The sequence below is a fragment of the Streptomyces sp. NPDC059037 genome (assembly GCF_042740015.1).
Classification (GTDB): domain Bacteria; phylum Actinomycetota; class Actinomycetes; order Streptomycetales; family Streptomycetaceae; genus Streptomyces.
Window position 1 is genome coordinate 1 of record NZ_JBHYIG010000010.1, and the last position, 13,726, is coordinate 13,726.

A 13,726-nucleotide genomic window follows, 5' to 3' on the forward strand; every position below is an offset into this window, starting at 1 on the left:
TTTTTTGGGGTGGGCGTGCGTTGTGGTGGCGCGCGCTGTCCCCCGCCCCCCTTACGGGGCGCGGTTCCGCTGACCCCGGTACCTGATACGGCCGGGGCAGACATCAAGGAGAAACACATGCCGAAGCCCACCAAGGGTGCCCGTCTGGGCGGCAGCGCCGCGCACGAGAAGCTTCTGCTGGCGAACCTTGCCAAGCAGCTCTTCGAGCACGGTCGCATCACGACCACCGAGGCGAAGGCCCGTCGTCTGCGTCCCTACGCGGAGCGTCTGGTCACCAAGGCGAAGAAGGGTGACCTTCACAACCGCCGCCAGGTGCTGTCCGTCATCACCGACAAGAGCATCGTGCACACGCTCTTCACGGAGATCGGCCCGCGCTACGAGAACCGCCCGGGTGGTTACACCCGTATCACCAAGATCGGTAACCGTCGTGGCGACAACGCGCCCATGGCGATCATCGAGCTGGTCGAGGCCCTGACCGTGGCGCAGGCTGCCACCGGTGAGGCCGAGGCGGCCACCAAGCGTGCCGTCAAGGAAGACGCCCTCAAGAAGGACGCGCCCGTCGAGGACGCTCCGGTTGAGGCCGCCGAGGAGTCCAAGGACGCCTGAGGCATAGCGCTTCTGTGAGCGGGTCCGCCCCCTGGGGGGCGGGCCCGCTTTCGTATGCACCTGGTGCTGAGAGGATTGCGGTGTGAGTGATGAAGTAGAGCCCGGCTTTGTGCGGGTGCGTCTCGACCTTTCGTACGACGGCAAGGACTTCTCCGGCTGGGCCAAGCAGCGGCAGGGGCAGCGGACCGTCCAGGGGGAGATCGAGAGTGCGCTGCGGACCGTGACGCGGTCGCAGGAGACGTACGAGCTGACCGTCGCGGGGCGGACCGACAGCGGGGTGCACGCCCGGGGGCAGGTCGCCCATGTCGATCTGCCGGAGAGCGTGTGGGCCGAGCACGGTGACAAGCTGCTGCGGCGGCTCGCCGGGCGGCTTTCGCACGATGTGCGGATCTGGAAGGTGGCCGAGGCGCCCGCCGGGTTCAATGCGCGGTTCTCGGCCGTGTGGCGGCGCTACGCCTATCGCGTGACCGACCATCCCGGCGGTGTCGACCCGCTGTTGCGCAGTCATGTGCTGTGGCACGACTGGGAGTTGGACCTCGACGCGATGAACGCGGCTGCCGAGCGGCTCATCGGGGAGCACGACTTCGCCGCCTACTGCAAGCGGCGCGAGGGTGCCACGACCATTCGTACGCTGCAGGAACTGCGGTGGGAGCGGCGGGACGACGGGATCCTCGAGGCGACCGTGCGGGCCGATGCCTTCTGCCACAACATGGTGCGGTCGTTGGTGGGTGCGATGTTGTTCGTGGGGGACGGTCACCGGCCCGTGGAGTGGCCCGGGAAGGTGCTCGCCGCCGGCGTTCGGGACTCCGCCGTGCATGTCGTGCGGCCGCACGGGCTGACCCTTGAGGAAGTCGGTTATCCCGCCGACGAGTTGCTCGCCGCGCGCAGCAAGGAAGCGCGCAACAAGCGGACGTTGCCCGGCGCCGGGTGCTGCTGAGCCCCGGTCGCCGGACCGTCGACTTCCGGTCTACTGCGGGGCGTTGGCCGCGGCGGAGGCCTGCGTCTCGCCCCGCCGGTTGATCTGCTGGAAGGTGAAGCGGGCCAGGTCGTCGCCGACGGAGTAGACCTTGCGGTCCTTCGTCGTGACGTCCTTGTCGCTGGTGAAGCCGGTGGTCGTGAAGTAGGCGTAGCGGCCGTACGCGTTGTACGTGCCGCGGCAGACCGCCGTACGGCAGAAGCTGGGCACGCCCTTGCCGGGGAGCGAGACGACGAGGCCCTTCTCCGCCTGCTTGTTGACCTTCTCGGCCTGGGCCGCGGTGTCGAAGACGGCCACACCGACCGTCACCGCCACGTTGTCCTTCACATAGCTGGCGCGGTACAGCGTCGTGCAGTCGTGCTTGGTGAGGAGCGCGCCCAGGGCGGCCTGGGTGACGCTCGCGCACTTCTTCGTGCCGCTGGTGGCGCCCTTCTTGTAGACGCTGTCGCCCGAGGTCAGCGTCTTGCCGGGGAAGAGGGTGTCGGCGCTGAGCGGCGCCTTGTCCTTCTTGGCGCTGGAGATGAACTCCTTGGGGTCCGGCGGGGGCGGCGGCGTCGTCTCCTCGAAGGACGGGCCGGGGTTCGTGCTCGCCCCGGGGATGTCCGCGGTCGTCGGCAGCTCGCTGGCCGGCTTGTTCGACGCGGAGGAGTTGTCGCTGTTCGCGGAGACGACCGCCACGGCCACGGCGGCGGCGACCGCGACCGTGGCGAGCGCGCCACCGCCGATCATCAGCCACTTGCGGCGCCGGGCGCGCGACTCGGACGCCTCGGCGAGCGCCGCCCAGTCAGGGGTCTGTCCATCGCCCGGACCCCACTGAGGTCCCCCTTGCCCAAAGCTCATGCGCCGCATCTTAGACGGGGAGTTGGGGATGTTGAGCCGGGGCCGGGGGAGGCTTCCGACCTAGCCTGATCTGTATGAATACGGGCAAAAGCGCTCTTAGTGGGGCTGATGGTGGGGCTCTTGGTGGGTGGTTGTCGCGGCCTGCGACCTGGCATGCCTGGGCGGCGCTCGGGGCGGTGCTGCTCGCCGCGGTCGTCCGGGTGGGGCTGCGCGGCCCGGACGGCGGGATGGACAACGCGATCGTGGTGCGGGCCGCCGAGGCCTGGCTGGACGGGCGCTCGCCCTACGCCGACCGGCATTTTCTGTATCTGCCGGGGGCCGTGCTCGCCGCGCTGCCCCAGGCGCTGCTCCCGCAGTCCGTCGTGCGGTTCCTGGTGCCGGGCGGAGTCACCGCCGCGCTCGTCGCCGGGTGGGCGTGCGCGCTGCGGATCCACGCGGTGCCGTGGCGCAGCCGGTTCGCGGCCCTTGGTCTTCTCGCGCTCGCCGTGGGGTTCGCGCCGTTCGGGCACCTCGTCGACCTTGGCAACTGGACGGTGGCGTCGGCGGCCGCGCTGCCCCTCGCGCTGTTGCTCGTGTGCCGGGGGCGGTGGGTGGCCGCGGGCCTGGTGATCGGGGCGGCCGTCGCCGTGAAGCCGCTGCTCGCGCCGGTGGTGCTGCTCTTCGTCTTCGCGCGGCGGTGGCGGGGGCTCGCGGGGGCCGTGCTCGTGCCCGGGGCGGTGTCCGTGGGGTCGGCGCTGCTCATGCCGGATCCGGCGGGGTTCTTCACGCGGACGCTGCCGTTCCTGCTGCGGGGCGACGACCGCTTCGTACGGCTCTATGAGGCGTCGCCCGCGGCGGTGCTTCCGCGTCTGGGGGTGCCGCAAGGGGCGGCTTCGCTGCTGGCCGTCACGGCTGCGGCGGCGGGGGTGTGGTGCGCCTGGCGGCGGTGGGGGAGCGGCGGCGCGGGGCCGCTGCGGGTGGTCGAGACGGCCGTGATGCTGATGCTGGCGGCCTTCCTGGTGTCCAGGCCGTCGTACGACCACTATCTGCTGGTCGTCGTGCCGCTGCTGCTCGCGGGGGCGCTCGTGCCGGGTGCGGTGGCCAGGGGGCCGTGGTTCTGGGTGGCGCTCGTGCCGCAGGTTCCGGGGTTCAGCTGGCCCTGGCTTGAGCCGGGTACCAGGAGGGCCTTCCGGGACTTCGTGACGCTCTGTGTGCTGGCTCTCACGGTCGCCCGGAGCTGCGCCCGGACGACGGGCGGGGCCGGCCCGGAAAGTGCAGAGCCGCCTGTGGTGGGGGAGTCGCCGGTGCGGGTCTCCAGGGCCGCGTTTTGACCCGTACGGGGCGGCGCGGGTACTCTCGGGGATTGTTATGCGTATTGGCTTCGTCGTTCTCACGCGAAGGGCCCATACGTAGGTTCCCTGGAGCAGTCACCAGTGGCTCGCATACGGGCAGCGTCCCCGGCATTGTGAGCCCCAGCTGCATGATCACTTCGTGATCGCTTCTGGGGTGCCGTGTGTCTGGACCCCATCCACTGAAGAAGCGAAGGCTACGAAGTGCGTACGTACAGCCCCAAGCCCGGCGATGTCACTCGCCAGTGGCACATCATCGACGCGCAGGACATCGTCCTGGGCCGTCTGGCGACCACGGCAGCGAACCTCCTCCGGGGCAAGCACAAGCCGACCTATGCGCCGCACATGGACATGGGTGACTTCGTCATCATCATCAACGCCGAGAAGATTCACCTCTCCGGCAACAAGAAGACCCAGAAGCTGGCTTACCGCCACTCCGGCTTCCCGGGCGGTCTTCGTTCGGTGCGCTACGACGAGCTTCTCGCGAAGAACCCCGAGAAGGCCGTCGAGAAGGCCATCAAGGGCATGATCCCCAAGAACACCCTGGGTCGTCAGATGCTCTCGAAGCTGAAGATCTACTCGGGCGACCAGCACCCGCACGCTGCCCAGCAGCCGGTGCCGTTCGAGATCACCCAGGTCGCGCAGTAGTTCCGGCCACACCCCCTAAGACGTAAAGAAAGATCTGAGGAGAATCGTGGCCGAGACCACCGTTGAGCAGCCGGTCGAAGAGACCGAGGTTGTTGACGTCGAGCAGTACACCACCGAGTCCGAGGCGCCCGTCGAGGGCGAGTACACCTCGGAGTCGAACGCCGCGCGCTTCGGCGACCCGCAGCCGGCCGCCGGCCTGGGCCGTCGCAAGAACGCCATCGCCCGCGTCCGGATCGTCCCGGGCACCGGCAAGTGGAAGGTCAACGGGCGCACGCTCGAGGACTACTTCCCGAACAAGGTCCACCAGCAGGAAGTCAACGAGCCCTTCAAGGTGCTCGAGCTCGACAACCGCTACGACGTCATCGCCCGCATCTCGGGTGGCGGCGTCTCCGGCCAGGCCGGTGCGCTCCGTCTCGGTGTCGCCCGTGCGCTGAACGAGGCCGACGTCGAGAACAACCGTGGCGCCCTCAAGAAGGCCGGTTACCTCAAGCGTGACGACCGTGCGGTCGAGCGCAAGAAGGCCGGTCTCAAGAAGGCCCGCAAGGCTCCGCAGTACAGCAAGCGCTAATCTGCCTGCTTGTACTTTCGCTCGCCCCGGCGGCACGTTGTTGTGCTGCCGGGGCGTTCGTTTATCGGAAACCCTGGTGATCACTGGGGCGGGACCCCGGTGATCCCGGGGTAGAAGTCCGGAGGAGGACAGCAGTGGGACGACTCTTCGGCACGGACGGCGTGCGCGGTGTCGCCAACGCGGATCTGACGGCCGAGCTCGCGCTCGGGCTCTCCGTGGCGGCGGCTCATGTGCTCGGCGAGGCGGGCACGTTCGAGGGCCATCGGCCGGTCGCGGTGGTCGGACGAGACCCCCGCGCGTCAGGGGAGTTCCTGGAGGCCGCGGTGGTCGCCGGTCTCGCGAGCGCGGGCGTGGACGTCCAGCTCGTCGGTGTGCTGCCCACCCCCGCGGTGGCGCATCTCACCGGTGCGCTGGGCGCCGACCTCGGCGTGATGCTCTCCGCGAGCCACAACGCCATGCCGGACAACGGCATCAAGTTCTTCGCGCGCGGCGGTCACAAGCTGGCCGACGAGCTGGAGGACCGTATCGAGTCCGTGTACGAGGAGCACCGCACCGGCGCTCCCTGGCAGCGCCCCACGGGCGCCGGCGTCGGCCGTGTGACGACGTACGACCAGGGCCTCGACCAGTACGTCGCCCATCTCATCGGCGTCCTGCCGAACCGCCTCGAAGGGCTGAAGATCGTCCTCGACGAGGCGCACGGCGCGGCCGCCCGTGTCTCGCCCGAGGCGTTCGCCCGCGCCGGTGCCGAGATCATCACGATCGGCGCCAAGCCGGACGGCCTGAACATCAACGACGGCTGCGGCTCCACGCACCTGGGCCTCCTGAAGGCCGCCGTCGTCGAGCACGGCGCCGACTTCGGTGTCGCGCACGACGGGGACGCGGACCGCTGCCTGGCCGTGGACCACACGGGCGCCGAGGTCGACGGCGACCAGATCCTCGCGGTGCTCGCGCTCGCCATGCGGGAGCACGGCACGCTGCGCTCGGACACCGTTGTCGCGACGGTCATGTCGAACCTGGGCTTCAAGCTCGCCATGGAGCGCGAGGGCCTGTCCCTCGTACAGACCGCCGTCGGCGACCGGTACGTCCTGGAGTCGATGAAGGAGCACGGCTTCGCCCTCGGCGGTGAGCAGTCCGGGCACGTGATCATCCTCGACCACGCGACGACCGGCGACGGCACGCTCACGGGCCTGCTGCTCGCGGCACGCGTCGCCGAGACCGGGCGTTCGCTCGCGGAGCTCGCCGGGGTCATGGAGCGGCTTCCGCAGGTGCTCATCAACGTGCCCGACGTCGACAAGTCGCGGGTCACGACCTCCGCGGAGCTGACCGCAGCCGTCGCTGAGGCCGAGGCCGAGCTGGGCGCGACGGGGCGGGTGCTGCTGCGCTCCTCGGGCACCGAGCCGCTGGTGCGGGTCATGGTCGAGGCCGCCGACATCGAGCAGGCCCGGTCGGTGGCCGGGCGGCTCGCCGATGTGGTGAAGTCCGCGCTGGGGTAGGGCTGTTGTCCGCTCTAGCGGAGTCCTGACTTCGCCGTACGTTCGTGCTGTCTGGTCCAGAGGAGCTTCTGGACCAGCAGCGTGAGCGTGCCGGCCAGGACGATGCCGAGCAGGTTGAGCAGCAGCTGCTCGGTGGAGCCCCAGGTCTGCTCCGCGTCTCCGTAGCTGAGCGCCACCGCCGCGTTGGCCGCCGCGGGGACCGTCGTCACCGAGATGGCGACGCCGACCAGCGCGCCTGACTTGGACGACGTCAGCGAGAGCGTCCCCGCGATCCCCGCGAGCACCGCCACGACGAACGAGAACCAGTCGGGCGCGTACACGAAGCTGGTGTTGGGGCGGTCCTGCTCCAGTTTCTCCTCGGTGAACAGGCCCACGGCGTCCATGAAGTAGCTGAAGCCGACCGTCACCGCCATGGCGATGGCGAAGCCCGCGAGGAGCGCGATCAGCGAGCGCAGCGCCAGGCGCGGGGCGCGCTGCACCAGGGCCGTGCAGAAGCCCGCGAGCGGGCCGAACTCGGGGCCGACCGCCATCGCGCCCACGATCAGGATCGCGTTGTCGAGCACCACACCGCAGGCCGCGATCATCGTGGCGAGCGTGATGAAGGCGACGTACGTGATCGAGAGCGTCGACTCCTCGTGCGTCGCGTCCGTGAGCTGCTCCCACAGGACCGCGTCCGCGCCCTCGCCCGGTGCCTCGTCCTCCGCCTTGTCGGCGCGCAGGGACAGGGACAGGTCGATGTTCTCCAGCGCGATCGAGCCGGTCTTGTCGATGCCGAGCGCGCGCAGGCCGCCGATGAGGGTGTCGCCGGCCTCGCGGGCGACATCGCACATCACGACGTCGCCCGCCGGGTTGCGGGCCACGCCCGGCATGACGGTGAGGTGGGTGGCGCCGACCGTCTTCTCGATCAGGCGCACCACGTCGTCGGTCTTGTCCGCCGGGGTGATCAGGCGCAGATGCAGCATCCGCGCAGCGTAGTCGTGGGCTAGAGCTTGCGGAGACTCAGGCGCTGCACCTTGTGGTCGGGGCCCTTGCGTACGACCAGGGTCGCGCGGCCCCGGGTGGGGGCCACGTTCTCCACCAGGTTGGGCTTGTTGATGGTCCGCCAGGTGGTGCGGGCGTAGTCGAGCGCCTCTTCCTCCGACACCTGGGTGTACTTGCGGAAGTACGAGGACGGGTTCTGGAAGGCCGTCGCGCGCAGCTTGCGGAAGCGGTTCAGGTACCAGCGCTCGATGTCCTCCGTGCGCGCGTCCACGTACACACTGAAGTCGAAGTAGTCGGCGAGGCCGACGCGGGTGCGGCCGTCCTTGCCGGGGAGGGCCGGCTGCAGGACGTTCAGGCCCTCGACGATGAGGATGTCGGGGCGGCGGACGGAGAGGCGCTGGCCCGGCACGATGTCGTAGATCAGGTGGGAGTAGACGGGGGCCGTCACCTCGTCCTTGCCCGCCTTGATGTCCGCCACGAAGCGGGTGAGGGCTCTTCTGTCGTACGACTCCGGGAAGCCCTTGCGGGACATCAGGCCGCGGGCCTCCAGCTCCTTGGTGGGGAGCAGGAAGCCGTCCGTGGTGACCAGTTCCACGCGGGGGTGCTCGGGCCAGCGGGAGAGCAGGGCCTGGAGGAGGCGGGCGACGGTGGACTTGCCGACCGCCACCGAGCCCGCGACCCCTATGACGAAGGGGGTTCCGGACTGGGACCCCTTCTCGCCGAGGAAGGTGTTGAGGGCGCCGCGCAGGCCGTCCGTCGCGCCGACGTAGAGGTTGAGGAGGCGGGAGAGCGGGAGGTAGATGTCCCGCACCTCGTCGAGGTCGATGACGTCACCGAGGCCGCGCAGCTTCTCCAGCTCTTCCGCGGTGAGGGGCAGGGGTGTCTTCTCGCGGAGAGCACTCCACTCGGCGCGGGTGAGGTCGACGTAGGGAGTCGCCTCCGGCTTGTGCCGGTGGGCGCTCCGGGGTGCCGTCGGGGGCACGGAGACCGAAGAGATCACAGTCCATTGTTACGGCTGTTTGAACGGGGCGGAGGGTGGGGTGCGTCACCCTGCGGGGCTGGGGCGGGGCTCTAGGCTGCTGCCCGTGATTATTGGGGTTGGTATCGACGTGGCCGAGATCGATCGGTTCGGTGCGTCGCTCGAGCGCACGGCCGGGATGGCCGAGCGGTTGTTCGTGGAGCGGGAGTTGTGGCTGCCGAGCGGGGAGCGGCGCGGGATCGCCTCGCTGGCCGCGCGGTTCGCGGCGAAGGAGGCGCTGGCCAAGGCGCTGGGGGCGCCGGCGGGGTTGCGCTGGACGGACGCGGAGGTGTTCGTCGAGGAGAGCGGGCAGCCGCGGCTGCGGGTGAAGGGGACGGTGGCCGCGCGGGCCGCCGAGCTGGGGGTACGGCAGTGGCATGTGTCGCTCAGCCATGACGCGGGGGTGGCTTCCGCTGTGGTGATAGCTGAGGGGTAGGGGCGGCCTTGGCGGTCGGCGGTGGTCGGTTGGCCGCTGCGGGCCGTGTTGTCGGCTGACAGACTCGGGGCATGCGTACTGCGTACTCCGTGGAGACGGTCAGGGCCGCCGAGCGGTCGTTGATGGCCCGGTTGCCGGAAGGCGCCCTGATGCAGCGGGCCGCCGCCGGGCTCGCCGTGGTCTGTGCCCAGGTGCTCGGCAAGGTGTACGGGGCCCGTGTCGTGCTGCTTGTGGGGAGCGGGGACAACGGGGGCGACGCGCTGTACGCCGGGGCGCGGCTCGCCCGGCGTGGCGCGGGGGTCGGCGCGGTGCTGCTCTCGCCCGATCGGGTGCATGCGGATGGGCTCGCGGCGTTCCGTGCGGCCGGCGGGCGGGTGGTTTCCTCTTCCTCTTCCGGTTCCGATTCCGGTTCCGGTTCCGATTCCGCGGAGGACGCTCTGCGGGGCGCCGATCTTGTCGTCGACGGGATCGTGGGCATCGGCGGGCAGGGCGGGCTGCGGGCCGGGGCCGCTCAAGTGGTGGGCCTGGTGCGGGAGTCGGGGGTGCCCGTGGTCGCCGTCGATCTGCCGAGCGGCGTCGACGCCGACAGCGGGGTGGTGGCCGGGGACGCGGTGCGGGCCGACGTCACGGTGACCTTCGGGGCGTACAAGCCGGGGCTGCTGATCGATCCCGGGCGGGAGTACGCCGGTGTCGTGCGGCTCGTGGACATCGGGCTCGGTGCGGTGCTCGGGGCTCCCGAGGCGGAGGCTCTTCAGTACGAGGACGTGGCCGCGCTGCTGCCGGAGCCGACGGGGGAGAGCGACAAGTACCGGCGGGGCGTGGTGGGTGTCGTCGCCGGGTCGGTGCGGTATCCGGGGGCCGCGGTGCTCGCGGTCGCGGGTGCGCTGCGGGGTGGGGCGGGGGCCGTGCGGTACGTCGGGCCTGCCGTGGACGCGGTGATCGCCCGGTTCCCCGAGGCGCTTGTCTCCGACGGGGCGCCGTCCAAGGCCGGGCGGGTGCAGGCGTGGGTCGTCGGGCCGGGGCTCGGGGACGATGCGGGGCGGCTTGAGGACGTGGTCGCCGCGGATGTGCCGGTGCTGATCGACGCGGACGGGCTGCGGCTCGTCGAGGCCGAGGTGGTGCGGGCGCGGTCCGCCCCGACTCTGCTGACGCCGCATGCGGGGGAGGCGGCGGCCCTGCTGGGGGTCTCGCGGGGGGAAGTGGAGCGGGGGCGCCTTGCCGCTGTGCGGGAGTTGGCGGGGCGGTATGGGGCGACGGTGCTTCTGAAGGGGTCCACGACGCTGGTGGCCGGCGGTGTGGGCGGACGTGGGGGTGGCCGTGGCGGTGGCCGCGGGGGTGTGGTGCGGGTCAATTCGACGGGGACGCCGTGGCTGGCCACCGCGGGCAGCGGGGATGTGCTGTCGGGGCTTGCCGGGGCTTTGCTGGCGGCGGGGCTTTCGGCGGGGGACGCGGGGGCGGTGGGGGCGTATCTCCATGGGCTGGCCGCTCGGCATGCGGCGGACGGGGCGCCGGTGGGGGCGCAGGACGTTGCGGCGGCGCTTCCGGTGGCTTGGCGGGACGTACGGGGGTAGGCCTGCGGCCTCGGGCCGCTTCTTGTCCCGCCGCTTCGCGTGTGCCGCGGAGGGAGTCGGTGGCCGCGGTGGGCGGAGGGCGCCCCCCCTTTGGGTGACGCCGCCGCGCGGCTCAGCGCCACGCACCTGCCCCGCAGGGTTCGCTCATCGCATGATCAGTCAGACCACCCGGCGCGGGCTCTCCCTGCTGCTGGCGATGGCCGCCGCCATCCCCGCGGGGCCCGCCCTCGCCGAACCCCCGCCGCCGCGCCCCGCATCCCCCGCGCCCGGCGTCCCGCTCCCTCCGTCATATTCCTGGCAGCAGGACACCCCGGACCAGGCCCTGGCGCCGGACACCTACACCCCAAGTGCCGAAGAAGACGCCGTCGAACCGGCCCCCGCCCGCGGCGAAGAGCTCGTCGAATCCGTGCCGCTCGGCGAAGTCGACACGAAGAAGTGCCCCACGCGCGCGTACCGCGTCGCCTGTGTCGATCTGCGGCGTCAGTTGATGTGGGTGCAGAAGGGGAAGCGCGTGCTGCTCGGGCCCATGCCCGTGCGGAGCGGGCGGGCCGGGTACGTGACCCGTACCGGGTGGCACAAGGTCTACTGGAAGCACAAGAACCACTGGTCGACGATCTATGAGACGCCGATGCCCTACAGCCAGTTCTTCGACGGTGGGCAGGCCTTCCACGGCATCTACGGCAGCATCCACAACCCGCCCGGCTCGCACGGCTGTGTGAACCTGCGGCTCGACGACGCACGTCGGCTGTGGAAGACGCTCCACAAGGGAGACCGGGTCTTCGCGTGGGGGCGCAGGCCCGGGACCTGAGGCGCGCGGCTGCGAGGGTGTCGGTGGGCTCTGAGAGACTGGTCGGCGTTATGACTGAGACCGCACCCTTGCGTGCCCGCGCCGAGATCGATTTGGCCGCCCTCCGGGCCAATGTGCGGACTTTGCGTGCCCACGCGCCAGGCGCCGCCTTCATGGCCGTGGTGAAGGCCGATGCGTACGGACATGGAATGGTGCCCTGCGCTCGGGCCGCGATCGAGGCCGGTGCCACCTGGGTGGGCACCGCGACCCCCGAGGAGGCGCTCGCGCTGCGCGCCGCCGGGATCCAGGGGCGCCTGATGTGCTGGCTGTGGACCCCGGGCGGGCCCTGGCGCGAGGGCATCGAGGCCGACCTCGACATGTCGGTGAGCGGATTGTGGGCGCTGCGCGAGGTCGCGGCCGCCGCGCGGGAGGCGGGGCGTCCTGCGCGTGTTCAGCTGAAGGCCGACACCGGGCTGGGGCGTAACGGCTGTATGCCCGCTGACTGGCCCGAGCTCGTCTCGCAGGCGCTTCAGGCCGAGGCCGAGGGGCTCGTGCGCGTCACCGGGCTCTGGTCGCACTTCGCGTGCGCCGATGAGCCGGGCCATCCCTCCATCGCCGCTCAGCTCCGGCTCTTCCGCGAGATGGTCGCCGCCGCCGAGGAGCGGGGGATCCGGCCCGAGGTGCGGCACATCGCCAACTCGCCGGGCACGCTCACCCTGCCGGAGACCCACTTCGATCTCGTACGACCGGGCATCGCGATGTACGGGATCTCGCCGAGCCCCGAGGTGGGGACGCCGGAGGACTTCGGTCTGCGCCCCGTCATGAGGCTCAGCGCCTCGCTCGCTCTGGTGAAGCATGTTCCGGGGGGTCACGGCGTCAGTTACGGGCATCACTACGTCACGCCCGGGGAGACCACCCTGGGCCTCGTCCCCCTGGGCTACGGGGACGGGATCCCGCGGCACGCATCGGGCACCGGACCGGTTCTCGTAGGCGGCAAGTGGCGGACGGTCGCCGGGCGTGTGGCCATGGACCAGTTCGTGGTCGACCTCGGCGGTGACGAGCCGGCGGCCGGCTCCGAAGCCGTCCTGTTCGGCCCCGGCGACCGGGGCGAGCCGACCGCCGAGGACTGGGCGCAGGCGGCGGGCACCATCGCGTACGAGATCGTCACCCGCATCGGATCGCGTGTTCCGCGCGTCTATGTGAATGAGCGGGCCGAAGAGGGCGACCGGCTCGACGACTGAGTAGGAGCGGCACGTGAGCGAGAGCAGCACGGGGGCGGCCGCGGAAGCGGTGACGGAAGTCGCCGCCGCGGCCGGGAACTGGCGCAGGGCAGGCATCGCCGGTGCCGCGATAGGTGTCGTCGCGGCGGGCGCGGCGGCCGGTGTCGCCATAGAGCGGCTGACCGTCGGCCGCGGCATGCGCAAGAAGGCACGGCTCGCGCTCGACGCATCGGGTCCTTACGGATCGCTGCGCGGCATGCCGGGCAAGGCGTACGCGGACGACGGCACGGAGCTCTCGTACGAGGTCGACGAGGTCGAGCCGGAGAGCGCGCAGGCGCCGCGGCGGCGCCGGCTCTTCGGGCGCAAGGTGCCCGCCCCGGTCACCGTCGTCTTCAGCCATGGCTACTGCCTGAGCCAGGACTCCTGGCACTTCCAGCGGGCCGCCCTGCGCGGTGTCGTGCGGTGTGTCTACTGGGACCAGCGCAGCCACGGCCGGTCCGGGCGCGGGGCCGCACAGCTCGACGACGGGAAGCCGGTCTCCATCGACCAGCTGGGGCGGGACCTGAAGGCCGTCATCGACGCGGCCGCGCCCGAGGGGCCGCTGGTCCTGGTCGGGCACTCCATGGGCGGCATGACGACGATGGCGCTTGCCGACCAGTTCCCCGAGCTGATCCGCGAGCGCGTCGTGGGGGTCGCTCTTGTGGGTACGTCGGCCGGGCGGCTCGGCCAGGTCAACTTCGGGCTTCCGGTGGCCGGGATGAACGCCGTCCGGCGCGTCCTGCCCGGCGTGCTGAAGGCGCTCGGCTCGCAGGCCGACCTGGTGGAGCGGGGGCGGCGGGCCACCTCCGATCTCTTCACGGGGATCATCAAGCGCTACTCGTTCTCGTCGAAGGACGTGGACCCGGCGATCTCGCGGTTCGCCGAGCGGATGATCGAGTCGACGCCGATCGACGTGGTCGCGGAGTTCTATCCGGCGTTCGCCGAGCACGACAAGGCGGAGGCGCTGCGGTACTTCGCCGAGCTGCCGGTGCTCGTGCTCGCCGGGGAGAAGGACCTGGTGACGCCGAGCGAGCACAGCGAGGCGATCGCCGATCTGCTTCCGGAGGCCGAGTTCGTGCTCGTACCGGACGCGGGGCATCTGGTCATGCTGGAGCACCCCGAGGTGGTCACCGACCGGCTCGCGGACCTGCTGGCCAGGGCGGGGGCCGTGCCTGCGGCGGCGGATGCGCGGACTTCAAGCGGCTGACGCAGCCG

At 71.1% G+C, this 13,726-nt stretch carries 14 protein-coding genes; 11 read left to right on the forward strand and 3 right to left on the reverse strand.

Translation table 11 applies throughout. The features are described from left to right. The first annotated feature begins 117 nt into the window (after positions 1 to 117). Both rplQ and truA read left to right on the forward strand, forming a co-directional pair. A complete protein-coding gene (gene rplQ / locus ACFWY6_RS03875) occupies positions 118 to 606 on the forward strand; it encodes a 50S ribosomal protein L17 (protein ID WP_360768549.1) in 489 nt (162 codons plus the stop codon). 82 nt (positions 607 to 688) lie between these two features. After that, positions 689 to 1,543, forward strand: a complete 855-nt coding sequence (gene truA, locus ACFWY6_RS03880) for a tRNA pseudouridine(38-40) synthase TruA (protein WP_266869999.1) — start codon at positions 689 to 691, stop codon at positions 1,541 to 1,543. 30 nt (positions 1,544 to 1,573) lie between these two features. Here truA and ACFWY6_RS03885 read toward each other — a convergent pair whose 3' ends face one another. After that, complete coding sequence (locus tag ACFWY6_RS03885; protein WP_384686077.1) at positions 1,574 to 2,422, reverse strand: hypothetical protein; 849 nt, start codon at positions 2,420 to 2,422, stop codon at positions 1,574 to 1,576. 74 nt (positions 2,423 to 2,496) lie between these two features. Here ACFWY6_RS03885 and ACFWY6_RS03890 point away from each other — a divergent pair, with 74 nt between their 5' ends. The 4 genes from ACFWY6_RS03890 to glmM all read left to right on the forward strand — a co-directional run bounded on the left by ACFWY6_RS03890 (position 2,497) and on the right by glmM (position 6,459). Next, a complete protein-coding gene (locus ACFWY6_RS03890; RefSeq protein ID WP_384686079.1) occupies positions 2,497 to 3,732 on the forward strand; it encodes a glycosyltransferase family 87 protein in 1,236 nt (411 codons plus the stop codon). A 222-nt stretch (positions 3,733 to 3,954) separates the two neighbouring features. Then, positions 3,955 to 4,398 (forward strand): 50S ribosomal protein L13, encoded by a 444-nt coding sequence (gene rplM, locus ACFWY6_RS03895; RefSeq protein WP_135336143.1) that lies wholly within the window; start codon positions 3,955 to 3,957, stop codon positions 4,396 to 4,398. A 46-nt stretch (positions 4,399 to 4,444) separates the two neighbouring features. Continuing rightward, a complete protein-coding gene (rpsI, locus tag ACFWY6_RS03900; RefSeq protein ID WP_360768561.1) occupies positions 4,445 to 4,966 on the forward strand; it encodes a 30S ribosomal protein S9 in 522 nt (173 codons plus the stop codon). Between the two features lie 134 nt (positions 4,967 to 5,100). Then, a complete protein-coding gene (gene glmM, locus ACFWY6_RS03905; protein WP_384686082.1) occupies positions 5,101 to 6,459 on the forward strand; it encodes a phosphoglucosamine mutase in 1,359 nt (452 codons plus the stop codon). 14 nt (positions 6,460 to 6,473) lie between these two features. Here glmM and ACFWY6_RS03910 read toward each other — a convergent pair whose 3' ends face one another. Together ACFWY6_RS03910 and coaA are read right to left on the reverse strand one after the other, a co-directional pair. After that, the gene (locus ACFWY6_RS03910) at positions 6,474 to 7,421 is read right to left on the reverse strand and encodes a DUF389 domain-containing protein (protein ID WP_384686084.1); all 948 of its coding nucleotides are present in this window, start codon (positions 7,419 to 7,421) and stop codon (positions 6,474 to 6,476) included. 20 nt (positions 7,422 to 7,441) lie between these two features. Beyond that, complete coding sequence (gene coaA / locus ACFWY6_RS03915; RefSeq protein WP_360769024.1) at positions 7,442 to 8,422, reverse strand: type I pantothenate kinase; 981 nt, start codon at positions 8,420 to 8,422, stop codon at positions 7,442 to 7,444. A gap of 103 nt (positions 8,423 to 8,525) precedes the next feature. On the opposite strand from coaA, the gene ACFWY6_RS03920 reads away from it, so the two are divergent. The 5 genes from ACFWY6_RS03920 (at position 8,526) to ACFWY6_RS03940 (ending at position 13,718) form a co-directional block, all read left to right on the forward strand. Further along, positions 8,526 to 8,894, forward strand: coding sequence for a holo-ACP synthase (locus ACFWY6_RS03920; RefSeq protein WP_266870012.1), 369 nt, complete (start codon positions 8,526 to 8,528; stop codon positions 8,892 to 8,894). Positions 8,895 to 8,965: 71 nt separating this feature from the next. Next, on the forward strand, positions 8,966 to 10,465 hold the full coding sequence (locus ACFWY6_RS03925; protein WP_384686086.1) for an NAD(P)H-hydrate dehydratase: 1,500 nt from the start codon (positions 8,966 to 8,968) through the stop codon (positions 10,463 to 10,465). Positions 10,466 to 10,616: 151 nt separating this feature from the next. Next, complete coding sequence (locus ACFWY6_RS03930; RefSeq protein WP_384686088.1) at positions 10,617 to 11,273, forward strand: L,D-transpeptidase; 657 nt, start codon at positions 10,617 to 10,619, stop codon at positions 11,271 to 11,273. A gap of 50 nt (positions 11,274 to 11,323) precedes the next feature. Further along, positions 11,324 to 12,493 carry an alanine racemase gene (gene alr, locus ACFWY6_RS03935; protein WP_384686090.1) on the forward strand — a complete coding sequence of 390 codons (1,170 nt, stop codon included), beginning with the start codon at positions 11,324 to 11,326 and terminating at the stop codon, positions 12,491 to 12,493. 13 nt (positions 12,494 to 12,506) lie between these two features. After that, positions 12,507 to 13,718 (forward strand): alpha/beta fold hydrolase, encoded by a 1,212-nt coding sequence (locus ACFWY6_RS03940; RefSeq protein WP_384686092.1) that lies wholly within the window; start codon positions 12,507 to 12,509, stop codon positions 13,716 to 13,718. Positions 13,719 to 13,726 lie beyond the last annotated feature (8 nt).

Bases quoted from the DNA above. Each gene is read 5' to 3' on its own strand.
- ACFWY6_RS03930 (WP_384686088.1), top strand. From the start codon at position 10,617: ATGATCAGTCAGACCACCCGGCGCGGGCTCTCCCTGCTGCTGGCGATG.
- ACFWY6_RS03925 (WP_384686086.1), top strand. From the start codon at position 8,966: ATGCGTACTGCGTACTCCGTGGAGACGGTCAGGGCCGCCGAGCGGTCG.
- ACFWY6_RS03910 (WP_384686084.1), bottom strand. From the start codon at position 7,421: ATGCTGCATCTGCGCCTGATCACCCCGGCGGACAAGACCGACGACGTG.
- ACFWY6_RS03890 (WP_384686079.1), top strand. From the start codon at position 2,497: ATGAATACGGGCAAAAGCGCTCTTAGTGGGGCTGATGGTGGGGCTCTT.
- alr (WP_384686090.1), top strand. From the start codon at position 11,324: ATGACTGAGACCGCACCCTTGCGTGCCCGCGCCGAGATCGATTTGGCC.
- ACFWY6_RS03885 (WP_384686077.1), bottom strand. From the start codon at position 2,422: ATGAGCTTTGGGCAAGGGGGACCTCAGTGGGGTCCGGGCGATGGACAG.
- rplQ (WP_360768549.1), top strand. From the start codon at position 118: ATGCCGAAGCCCACCAAGGGTGCCCGTCTGGGCGGCAGCGCCGCGCAC.